Annotated in this window: 11 protein-coding genes; 4 read left to right on the forward strand and 7 right to left on the reverse strand. The window is 46.6% G+C overall.

The window, feature by feature from the left end; all coding sequences use genetic code 11:
* Positions 1 to 19 precede the first annotated feature (19 nt).
* Positions 20 to 2,308: a tetratricopeptide repeat protein gene (locus ACTHY5_RS00910; RefSeq protein ID WP_441875050.1), complete on the reverse strand. Its 2,289-nt coding sequence runs from the start codon at positions 2,306 to 2,308 to the stop codon at positions 20 to 22.
* Between the two features lie 130 nt (positions 2,309 to 2,438).
* Entirely contained in the window at positions 2,439 to 3,299 is an 861-nt protein-coding gene (gene queF, locus ACTHY5_RS00915; RefSeq protein WP_441875053.1) for an NADPH-dependent 7-cyano-7-deazaguanine reductase QueF, read from the reverse strand.
* A gap of 68 nt (positions 3,300 to 3,367) precedes the next feature.
* Between queF and syd the strand changes: the two genes are divergently transcribed.
* Positions 3,368 to 3,898: a SecY-interacting protein gene (gene syd, locus ACTHY5_RS00920; RefSeq protein ID WP_441875056.1), complete on the forward strand. Its 531-nt coding sequence runs from the start codon at positions 3,368 to 3,370 to the stop codon at positions 3,896 to 3,898.
* Between the two features lie 142 nt (positions 3,899 to 4,040).
* On the opposite strand, the gene ACTHY5_RS00925 is transcribed toward syd, so the two are convergent.
* The 5 genes from ACTHY5_RS00925 to ACTHY5_RS00945 all read right to left on the reverse strand — a co-directional run bounded on the left by ACTHY5_RS00925 (position 4,041) and on the right by ACTHY5_RS00945 (position 6,831).
* Positions 4,041 to 4,814: a Zn-ribbon-containing protein gene (locus ACTHY5_RS00925; protein WP_441875059.1), complete on the reverse strand. Its 774-nt coding sequence runs from the start codon at positions 4,812 to 4,814 to the stop codon at positions 4,041 to 4,043.
* Entirely contained in the window at positions 4,814 to 5,140 is a 327-nt protein-coding gene (locus ACTHY5_RS00930; protein WP_441875061.1) for a hypothetical protein, read from the reverse strand. The genes ACTHY5_RS00925 and ACTHY5_RS00930 overlap by 1 nt, the downstream gene beginning before the upstream one ends.
* A gap of 10 nt (positions 5,141 to 5,150) precedes the next feature.
* Entirely contained in the window at positions 5,151 to 5,381 is a 231-nt protein-coding gene (locus ACTHY5_RS00935) for a DUF2789 domain-containing protein (RefSeq protein WP_441875064.1), read from the reverse strand.
* Positions 5,382 to 5,497: 116 nt separating this feature from the next.
* Positions 5,498 to 5,797: a DUF3301 domain-containing protein gene (locus ACTHY5_RS00940; RefSeq protein ID WP_441875067.1), complete on the reverse strand. Its 300-nt coding sequence runs from the start codon at positions 5,795 to 5,797 to the stop codon at positions 5,498 to 5,500.
* Positions 5,797 to 6,831: a DUF3549 family protein gene (locus ACTHY5_RS00945; protein ID WP_441875070.1), complete on the reverse strand. Its 1,035-nt coding sequence runs from the start codon at positions 6,829 to 6,831 to the stop codon at positions 5,797 to 5,799. Before ACTHY5_RS00945 ends, ACTHY5_RS00940 begins: the two co-directional genes overlap by 1 nt.
* 85 nt (positions 6,832 to 6,916) lie before the next feature.
* Between ACTHY5_RS00945 and ACTHY5_RS00950 the strand changes: the two genes are divergently transcribed.
* From ACTHY5_RS00950 to ACTHY5_RS00960, 3 genes are read left to right on the forward strand one after another with little or no spacing between them, the layout of a single operon-like run.
* Complete coding sequence (locus ACTHY5_RS00950) at positions 6,917 to 7,252, forward strand: YqcC family protein (RefSeq protein WP_441875073.1); 336 nt, start codon at positions 6,917 to 6,919, stop codon at positions 7,250 to 7,252.
* Complete coding sequence (gene truC / locus ACTHY5_RS00955; RefSeq protein WP_441875076.1) at positions 7,249 to 7,998, forward strand: tRNA pseudouridine(65) synthase TruC; 750 nt, start codon at positions 7,249 to 7,251, stop codon at positions 7,996 to 7,998. Before ACTHY5_RS00950 ends, truC begins: the two co-directional genes overlap by 4 nt.
* A gap of 9 nt (positions 7,999 to 8,007) precedes the next feature.
* On the forward strand, positions 8,008 to 8,448 hold the full coding sequence (locus tag ACTHY5_RS00960; protein WP_441875078.1) for a flavodoxin: 441 nt from the start codon (positions 8,008 to 8,010) through the stop codon (positions 8,446 to 8,448).
* Positions 8,449 to 8,458: the final 10 nt, after the last annotated feature.

Raw genomic sequence — 8,458 nt, forward strand, 5'->3', positions numbered from 1 at the left:
TAGGCAGGCAACCTGTTTATTATATCGACATCATCTTGTCTGGAGCTAATGTATGCCAGTCTATGTGTTGTTTTTTATGTGAGCTATTTACTTTGACTAGCCCTTTTAAAATAGCTTCTATACAGCAGTGTCGTATATCACCATTAAAAAAAGCGGCTTGTTGGCAGTCTACTGCTGCTAGCTCAACCCAAGCACGGTCTCCGGTTTGGCGAGAGAGCTGATTCGCCGCAGCCATGGCTAAGTATAAAATATCACCCAAGCGCATATCATCCAGGGCGTGAGGGCTTTTAGGTAAAAATGGATGACCAATAATACCAATAGCTAAGCGCTGATCCAATTTAAATGAGCTGGAAAATTCTTCGAACATTCGTTCTAGGCTAGTAATGACATCGTGTAATGAGTTGACTTGGCGCTGTGAAATCACATAAATAAATTGCCCTTCTCGCAAGTCATAGAGCTGTGCTTGAGGGTGAATGCGGTTTTTTAGATGTGCCCCCAACTGTTTTTGTAGCACAGAGGCATGCATAAGGCCTAAGCGTTCATTTAAATCTGCCATAAAGGGCACGTGCAGCATCAAATAATAGGTTTTATCATTGAAGGGCTGAGCTTGCTCTTCACTTAGATACCACTGTTCTGAGCGAAGTTGACTTTTGGCCATCTCTTTAGGGAGGCGCTGCATGAGCTGACGCCAGTTAGGCAGTGCGGTTCTTTGTTCTAACAAGAGTGAACTTTGTAATTCATGGTTGTTGCATTGCAAGCGGCGATGACGACCATAGTAATGCCAGCAGCCATACAGCAAAAAGGGCACCAGCAGAGCCAGGCCGCCAGCCAAGTAACTAATGCGTTGCTTGGCTTGCTGAGTTTCTTCGTTCAACTGACGAAGCTGTGCCATCTCTCTTTCTTGTTGTAATTGTTTATCGCTGTCTTGTACCAGACTCTGAGTTAACAAACGGTTGATTCTACTCGCTTTAGCATAATAGTTATGATGTGCTTTGTGGTGTGTGAGCGCTTGGGTTGGGTCATCAGTTAACTCAAATAATTGCGCTAATAAGCGGTGTGACTCAATTAGACGAGGCGAGTTTTGTTGTTCTTCTGCCAGCGTCAGTGCATGTTTTAATTGTGCGAGTGCGAGCGGGTATTGCTGTTGTGCCATATACAGTTGACCAAGCTGTAGTTGGGTATCAATTTTACGCAACACATTATGTTCACGCTCAAAGCGGGTATAAGCTAACGATAAATAATGGAGCGCTTCGGCGTTTATATTTAGTAGGCGATAGCTGTGGCCTATTTCTAAATACAGCAAGGCGATGTGCTCATTGTCGGCCAACGTTTTTGCTAAATCGAGAGCATTAAAAAAATAAACCAGTGCTAAGCTGGCATCACGGCTGGTACGAGTCACCTGACCTAAATTAAGCAATGAACGTATTAATAAGCTGGGGTTGCCTAACAATTCAAATTCACTTGCTGCTAAATTAGCATAGTGAATGGCTTGTTCGCCAGAGCCTAGTGCGGCATTGATATTAGCCGCTTTTTCTGCGGCCATTGCTTTAAGGTAATATTGACGATGCTGACTTAGCAGCTTGAGAGTTTCCACATAGTGAGAGAGTGCCAGCTCATCTTGTTGGAGCAGTTGATAATACTCTGCCAATAGGTAGTTAGCCCATGCCTGTTGTACGGGGTGATTATTTTCTTGAGCCTGCACTCTAATGTGCTCGAATGCTAAGCGGGCATCATCCACTCGGTGCTGATGTAATAAGGTACTAGCCTGCAGTAATGACAGTGCATTCTGTACGTTATTGTGACTTTTATCGCTGATGTTTTTGGCTGCGCTATCCAGCAGTTGTTTAGCAAATTGAGTTTTCTTTTGTGCTAATGCCAGCTTGGCTTTAATCAGTAAACTGGTAGTGAGCATGTCTGTTTGTCGATATTGATCGGCAAGTGCAATGGCGCGGTCAATGCTGGTATCGGCAGGTAATATTTCCCCTTCGTTGGCTTGACACAAAGCCTGTAACTGCCATGCGGCTTGGCTTTGCTCACGGGTGCGGTATTGCTTGGCCATTTTTTGATGGTCAAAGTCTTGTCGTGGGTTGATCAGTTGAGCGGGGTCGATTTGCTTACGTTGTAAAAAAAAATGAGTGAGGGTCACGCATTCATTCGGTCGACTCAGCATAAGTTGCCGAGCCCGTTGTAGTTCAACAGGCTCAGGTTGGTACGGCGAGAGCACAGGGGCTCCTGCCAAATGTGATACCAAAACGGCGGCAGACAAGATCACAATAAAGCATACCAATATAATATGTGAATGAGGCACCAGTTTATCATAAGTGCTGGGTGAATGAAGACTGTAAAACAGCGCCTAAGGTGCTGTGCCCTGCGCTGAAAAATATTTTATTGTTGGTCCTTATTTACCAAAAGTCGGTGTGTGTCTTCTAATTGCTCGTTTATTGGCGCTGCAAGCGAACATTGGCCGCTTTACCGGCAACATTACTACGATAGGGGTTAATGTCTAATCCGCCACGGCGGGTGTAGCGCGCATATACTGTGAGCTCTTTGGGCTGGCAGTGTTGCATAATATCCATAAAAATACGTTCTACGCATTGCTCGTGAAATTCATTGTGCTGGCGAAAAGACACCACATAACGCAGTAATATATCACGGTGAATACGTGGCCCTTGATAGCGGATCATCACGCTGCCCCAGTCAGGTTGCCCGGTCACTAAGCAGTTAGATTTAAGTAAGTGTGAGTGCAGCGTTTCAGTAACCGTATCTGCGTCGTTGCCTTGAGTGGCTGTGCTTAATAAATTCTGGATGGGCTGGTAGTGATCAATGGTAATGTCTTGCCCATCGATGCAATCTCCGGGTAGCACTCCAAACTGGCTAGGGGCGGCGTTTAACTCAAAGAGCTTTACTTTAACTGTGCCTTGGGCACATAAGCTTAAATCGTGTTCCAGTATGGCTGCTACTTCGTCAATGCTGTCGAAGCGACTTTGGTTAAAGCTATTTAAATAGAGCTTGAATGACTTAGATTCAATTAAATTTTTGCTGGTGGCCGCCACTCTGACTTCACCCATAGCGACTCTGGGTTTACCTTTGTTATTTAACCAAGATAATTCATATAGGTTCCATAAGTCTTCACCGGCAAAGGGTAAGTTATCGGCGGTCAGCTCCCATTCATCTCGATTTAAATGACGGGGCACCGACTGCAACTGACTGGCATCGTATTCACTAACATAACTACTTTGTTTACCCAGCGATAAGGTATCTAAGGCGCGGCTTGCTTGGTATTTTTGCTCTGGTGTCATTTCAAGGTCCAGTTGATAGAATAGGGGGGTTGGGTCGGTAGATCCTAGCCTTATTGTGAGACTTTAGTATGCAAGATCAAGTAGAGATAGCGCTCGCTGAGCTGTTTGCCCGTCAGTTAAGGAGTCGGGGGGTGCCCTTGGTTGCGCATGACGACACTTTTTCATCCCCTGCGGAGTTATTACCAGCGCAAGCAGACGTTGTTGGTTGGCAAGCCTGGCAGCGTCCTGAGCCTGGTCATTTTGATAATGTAGCCAGTGCGCTTGAAATGCCGGTGCATGCAGACATCGGTGCGCTATTTGGGCATTACTATGCAGGCAATATTGAGGCGTGCTTTAAGGGGTTATTTTTGACCTTGTTACAACCATGGAACGAGCAAGACTTTGAGCGGTTACAACAAAACCAAATTGCGCATCAGCTAATGATGAAAAAATTAAAGCTGCCCGCCAGCTGGTTTTTGGCCACTTGTAAAGATGAGCAAAAGGTGGTCACACTGGATAACAGCAGCGGCGAGGTACAATTAGAGCGTTTAGGTAAAGGCCGTATCGGTGTGTTGGCCCCTAACTTAGCTGCGTTTTTACAAAAGTTAGAGCCTTGTTGAATGTGAAGGGCTGTGATCAGAGAATAGGGGGTGGTGAATAGTCACTGACAGATAAACGCTGTGTTCCTGCCTGTTCCCTATTTCCCCGTCTCTGCTTTATTTGACTTGGTGCTTGGTGCTTGGCGCTGCTTTAACCCAGCTGTTACTCTTTAAAATCCCAAGATAAATTAGAGACTAAACGGCAGGGCTCGCATTTAAAATCAAAAATACCGTGTATAGGCTCACTTAGGTGCCAAGGCTGTTTGCAACTGGGGCAGGGGCGATTTTGCTCTTTGGTTAAACTATCACCACCTACTCGATATAAGTAATAATAAGTAGGGGTCTGTGTTAGCGCTTCAATACGCTTACACAAATCTCGCCCCCGTCGGCTCAATCGGCTGCTGGGGTGACTGATTGCGTCTACCGCACTGTGCTCAAGCACTGAGCCATTCATTTGCAGTTGATCGCAAGCTTCCCAATCTTCTTGCCACTTGAGTATTTTTTTAAAGTCGCCATTAGCAACGGCGGGTATTTGGTACAAAGGCACTGGCGAGAAGTGCTCACCACAGCGCAATGCAGAGCAAGAATGTAAATACGTGGTGTACAGCAATTGCCATTCACGGGTGGTGCAATCGTCTGTGGTGTCTGAATTAAGATCTTGCCCTTTTACCGTCATTTTGGGGCTGGTGAGCCCCGCTTGATGTAGCTGGGTTATGGCTAACTGTGTTTGGCGACTATAATATTGCGGGTGCAGGCTATCTTCCTCTGGGCAGACTACACGTGATACTAACCAACCGGCATGCATGGCGGTTGGAAATTCTCGACCGATAATTTGGCCGTTATGCCTTAGCGCATCAATAAATTGGCGAATGGCTGACTCTGCTTTAGCCAGCGAAGTGTCTTGATAGCAGTCAAAGTGCAGTTCGCATACCCACATTAGGTGTGTGGCTCCTGTTTAGCTGTGGTTGGTAACGCTTGGTTATATTGTTGCAGCTCTAGGCGGGCGACTTTATCTTCTAACTCGCTAATGCGCTCCATAAGTGCCTGCTCGGTTGCAGAATATGCCCCGGCAGGCTGCTCGTTAGATGTGGCTACTTGAGCTGGAAGACGTTGGGGGTTTTGTTTATAGCGACTGATCAAGGGCAAAAGCGCGGCCAGACTCACAGAACTATCTAGCCGCGCTTTGACGGTGGCCGTGCTAATGGGCTTGCCTTCGCTTGCTAGGCTATGAATGGCGTTAATAATGGCTTGCTCAGGCATCACAGCGTTGGCCTTATCTTAAGCTGGTATTAAGTTGGTCGATGATTTCTGCCCAATCGGAGTCATCTTGTAGGCCTTCTTCTAAAAAGTTAGCTTGCGCTTCACTCCAAAAGGGTGCCTCTATAAGTTCGACGTTTGCAGGGAGCTGATGGGTGGCAATAAACTCTTTAATAGCTTCATTGCTGGCATCTAACCCTAATTGTTCAAATAAGCGGTGAAATGGGTGATGTGTTGGTTCTATCATGAGTTATCTCCTTAACGATGAATACAAGTAAATATATACGTTACAGCATAGTTGATGGTTGTTTGATTAAGGCCCTTTTAACAAGCTTACGTCAATAAAAGTAAAGACACTTCACCTTAATGCATACTGGGTGACTCTCGCAACACAGGAAGTGAGACGTCTAAGACAGTTAACTGTTGTAACCATAATACTCCTTCATCTTGTTGCAAGCCGTCGTGGCTAAACTCGAAGCGAAATTGGGCAATTAAGCGGCCTTTTTGCCATTGATAGCGGTAGCGATATACGCTCAGTAATTGAAATTGTTGCTTGCGACAATAACGCTCTAGCCACTGGCGAGCGAATTCACTTTGGCGACGAACCTGCCAATACCCAGCACCCAATGCACATAGTCCAAGTATCCCAAGTAGCTCCCCCATTATGAGGTGCCCGTAAATAAACCACCTAGCGCACTTTTTAGGCGAGGGGATAAAGCATTATTATGTAAGTTACCTAAAATAAGCGGGCGTAATGCCGGTATCGACACCAGTTCAGCAAATAAGCCATTAAACAGCTCACCATGAAGCTCGGCTAATTGCTCTAAATAGGTAATTAATAAGGTCTCTTCTGTTAAATCTTGCCATAGGCGTGCGGCTAAGCTCAGCATCACTGGTTGACTGGGATTAAGTGCCAATAGTGTGGCAATTTTTTGCTGGCGCTCAGCACATTGCGAGCTACCTGCGGTGGCGCGCAGTAGCTGAGCGATACGTTCTTGATTAGGCATTTGGTGCTCGAGTTCGCCACTAATAGCATGTAATAAGTGCAGCTTGAGCGGCTCAGGTAATGGTTGGTGCTCACATTGGTTAAGTAGCGCATCTTGCACCGGAGGGGGGAGCGTAAGTAACTGAGTCGTTAGCAACTGGCTTAATGGGGTGTCTTGGTGCAAACGAGCACTAAGATCAGCAATGCCTTGCAAGCCTAGCTGTTGCCAGTCTTGTTGTTGAGGGTTATGTAGATAATCGCACACACTATTAAAAAAGGTCGAGGGCGGCAAACCAAGTGACAAGCCTAGGCGTGCATGAAAAGCGGCTAACTTGTCTGGTGATGGCTGAAAAGTAAAGGGCGTTTGTGCAAGACGTTGTTGTTGCTCATCACTGAGCTCTGCGCTGACATCTTGACCAAGTTGCTCAACGAGAGCGGCTAGAAAGTGTTTAACGGCCCCATTATTAAATAAACCGCGCTCATCAAGAGGCAGCTTTAGAAACCACACATAGGGCTGAGTTTGCCCTTGGGTCTGCCAATAACATACCGCTAACCACGCATGGTGCTGTAATGGCCAAGGGTAGGGTCTGTGGTTGGCTTCAATGGCAGCAAAATCGTCATTAGATAGCGGTTGCAGGCGACGGCCCAGATCATAGAGACGAAACTCAGTACCTGCCTGAGCTAAAAATTCACTTAAGGTATCAATTTGCATCAGTTACTCCTATTGCTCTGGGCTGATTATAGGGAGTCATAGCTCAAGATGGTATACTTGCTGCCTGTTTTAAAGGAGTCAACCTATGTCAGCCGATGCCCAACGTTGCTTATCTGCTATTGCCGATGAATTAAACGCCTTATCTTGGTGGCAAACAGAACCACCCAGTGCGGCGGCCTTATCCAGTACCCAGCCTTTTTGTGTTGACACCTTAACTTTTGCCCAATGGTTGCAGTTTGTGTTGCTTGCCCGCTTACAGGCCATGCTTGAGAGCGGTGCTGCCTTACCTCGCAAGATTTCTGTGTACCCTATGGCCACAGAGAGCTTTAAGTCGGTAGCTGCAGATACTAAAGCGCTAGAAGAAGCCATTGCCCAATTGGATGAATGTTTAACGGGTCAGTCTGTGGTGCGTGAGGTATGAGTGTTGAGATTATTTATGAAGATGAGCATTTGGTGGCCATTAATAAAGAGGCGGGCTTATTAGTACATCGTAGCTGGTTAGATAAAGGCGAAACGCGTTTTGCCATGCAATTAACCCGTGATGCCGTGGGCTGCCATGTGTTTCCGATACACCGCTTAGACAGGCCAACCTCAGGGGTATTATTATTTGCTAAAAGTGCTGAGGTGGCGCGTAGCCTGACTGACGCTTTTACGGCTCATCAGGTAGATAAGCAATATTTGGCACTGGTGCGGGGGTTTATGCCAGAGCAAGGCACATTGGATTATGCGCTCAGCTTTCAACCCGACGCCATTGCAGATAAGTTTGCCGATAAAGATAAACCGCCGCAAGCGGCGATAACCCACTGGCAGAGCCTGGCGAATATTGAGCTTCCTTTTGCAGTATCAAAGAAGCATGCCACCAGCCGTTATAGTTTGGTGAGTTTAGTGCCAGAAACCGGGCGCAAACATCAATTACGCCGACACATGGCGCATTTATTTCACCCCATAGTGGGAGATACCAGCCACGGCGATGGCCGACATAATCGGTTTTTCCGTGAACAATATGACAGCCATCGCATGATGTTACATGCGAATCAGTTATCATTATCACATCCAGTAACCCAGGCGCCTTTACAGCTTAATGCACCTCTTGATGCCGACTGGCAACGCATTATGGCGGAGTTTAATTGGTCGCTAGTAGCAGCTCGTAAAGCGCAGTATTGTTAAGGAGTAAGTATGGCAGCCGTCGATATTATTGTGGGCTCGGTTTATGGCTCGGCATTTCTCGTGGCCGAAACGTTAGAAGAAGTACTGGTTAAGGCTGGTCATCAGGTGGAGTTACATGAAGAGGCGGAGTTGGCTGATTTAGATACCAGTCATTTTTGGTTATGGGTCACTTCCACCACAGGACAGGGGGAATTGCCGCCTAATTTATTACCGCTATTTGAAGAGCTACGGGAAACTTGTCCGCCCATGCCTGAGTTGCGTTATGCCCAAGTGACCTTAGGCGATAGTAGCTATGATCACTTTTGTGGCGCCGGCGCGTTATTAACAGCCCAACTTGATGAGTTGCAGGCAGTGGCGGTTACCGATGAGCTGCAAGTGGATGCCAGTGAAACACTGGATCCTGAAGAGCCGGCATTAGTCTGGCTACAAGACTGGATGGATAAAATTTAAAAACAGTGCC

The sequence above is a fragment of the Oceanisphaera sp. genome (assembly GCF_052084945.1).
GTDB lineage: Bacteria > Pseudomonadota > Gammaproteobacteria > Enterobacterales > Aeromonadaceae > Oceanimonas.

Bases quoted from the DNA above. Each gene is read 5' to 3' on its own strand.
- queF (WP_441875053.1), bottom strand. From the start codon at position 3,299: ATGACACCAGAGCAAAAATACCAAGCAAGCCGCGCCTTAGATACCTTA.
- syd (WP_441875056.1), top strand. From the start codon at position 3,368: ATGCAAGATCAAGTAGAGATAGCGCTCGCTGAGCTGTTTGCCCGTCAG.
- ACTHY5_RS00940 (WP_441875067.1), bottom strand. From the start codon at position 5,797: ATGGGGGAGCTACTTGGGATACTTGGACTATGTGCATTGGGTGCTGGG.
- ACTHY5_RS00925 (WP_441875059.1), bottom strand. From the start codon at position 4,814: ATGTGGGTATGCGAACTGCACTTTGACTGCTATCAAGACACTTCGCTG.
- ACTHY5_RS00950 (WP_441875073.1), top strand. From the start codon at position 6,917: ATGTCAGCCGATGCCCAACGTTGCTTATCTGCTATTGCCGATGAATTA.
- ACTHY5_RS00945 (WP_441875070.1), bottom strand. From the start codon at position 6,831: ATGCAAATTGATACCTTAAGTGAATTTTTAGCTCAGGCAGGTACTGAG.
- ACTHY5_RS00935 (WP_441875064.1), bottom strand. From the start codon at position 5,381: ATGATAGAACCAACACATCACCCATTTCACCGCTTATTTGAACAATTA.
- truC (WP_441875076.1), top strand. From the start codon at position 7,249: ATGAGTGTTGAGATTATTTATGAAGATGAGCATTTGGTGGCCATTAAT.
- ACTHY5_RS00960 (WP_441875078.1), top strand. From the start codon at position 8,008: ATGGCAGCCGTCGATATTATTGTGGGCTCGGTTTATGGCTCGGCATTT.